3 protein-coding genes are annotated in these 1,381 nt (G+C 63.1%); 2 read left to right on the top strand and 1 reads right to left on the bottom strand.

Features of this window, described 5'->3' with window-relative positions:
* The first annotated feature begins 126 nt into the window (after positions 1 to 126).
* Entirely contained in the window at positions 127 to 339 is a 213-nt protein-coding gene (locus tag AC2VON_RS20190; protein WP_486954509.1) for a PIN domain-containing protein, read from the top strand.
* A 69-nt stretch (positions 340 to 408) separates the two neighbouring features.
* Positions 409 to 801, top strand: coding sequence for a VOC family protein (locus AC2VON_RS20195; RefSeq protein ID WP_486954510.1), 393 nt, complete (start codon positions 409 to 411; stop codon positions 799 to 801).
* Positions 802 to 865: 64 nt separating this feature from the next.
* Here the strand turns inward: AC2VON_RS20195 and AC2VON_RS20200 are convergent.
* Positions 866 to 1,381 (bottom strand): hypothetical protein (locus tag AC2VON_RS20200; RefSeq protein WP_486954511.1); only part of this gene is annotated, 516 nt, incomplete at its 5' end.

The following is a 1,381-nucleotide window of genomic DNA, read 5'->3' on the forward strand; positions in this document are numbered from 1 at the left end:
CCGACGCGCTAACGCCGGCCTAGCTTGGAACCTTCACTGACCACTCGGGAAGGTACGCCCCTTCCCGGGCAAATCCACAGATTTCAAGCATTGCTCGCGGGGCCATCCCGCAACCGAAGTGCCGCATTGCTAGGCGGCTTGTACGGCGGTGACGAGCACGAGTTCGTCGCTGATTCGGTGTCGTACACGCAGGCCGATGTGTCGCCCGTCGTCGGTCACCGTCAGGTGACCGACGCCTATCTGGCGGCCCTGGCCCACAGCCTCGGCGTGCACCTCGTCACCTTCGACACCGGCCTGCGGGAGACGCATCGCGACGTAGCTGTTTTGATTCCGACTTAAGCAGGTCAATCGGTAACGATAGATTCGAAGTAACGCACCAGGCCTGCCGTTTCAAAGGAGTGAATGACGATGACCGTCTCGTTCAACCACACCATTGTCGCTGCACACGACAAGCGGGAGTCCGCGGAATTTCTTACCGAACTGTTCGGGCTGCCCGACCCGCAGCCATTCGGCCACTTCGTGGTCGTCGGGCTCGACCACGGCGCCAGTCTGGACTACGACGAGGTGCCCGCGGGCCAGCAGATCCACCCGCAGCACTACGCCTTCCTGGTATCCGAGGATGACTTCGACGCGATCTATGCCAAGATCTCCTCGCGCGGACTGGACCACTGGGCCGATCCGCAGCATCAGCGGCTCGGCGAGATCAACCACCGCGACGGCGGCCGCGGGGTGTACTTCTGCGACCCGGCCGGGCACAACATGGAGATCCTCACCCGGGCCTACCGCTCGGGCAGGTCGTGACTTGCTCGTGCGGCCCGGTAAACACACCTCAATGTGCGTCACCGGCTAGCGGAGCCGGCTCAGCTCAGGAGTAGGCGAACAATACGTCGGCCATGCCTTCTGCTGCCTGAATGCCCTGCGCCAGCCAGGAAAGATCGAGGTTCCCGAGCGGCGTCACCAAGGTCTCCGAAGCCACGTCCTTACCGGGTGTCGTCGAGACGAGGTCGGAGTACACCAGGTCGATGCCGGCACCGATGTTCAAGACGTTGAACACCGAGCCCGGGAGCGGAATATCGCCAGCGGCGGTGCCTGGGGTTCCCGATTCGTCAGACGTGACGATGAGTGCCTGCTGCGGAGTGCCCAAGACCTCCCCAGTGAACTCCTCGGCATAGCCAGTGGCCTCCTCGGCAGAGAAGGTCCCCACCACTGTGTCGCTGTTGTCGACGACGTCGAACAGCTGATGCCCCTGAACGACCACGTTCCATGGGGGAAGCCCGTTTATGCCAGTGAACACTTCCGGAGAGTTGGGATCGGGACGGATCTGGTCGTCGTCTGCGAGCTCGAACGGGGCGAACGGCGAATGGTCGGCAAGGCCCGCGGA

Source organism: Mycobacterium sp. TH-M82 (assembly GCF_057473605.1).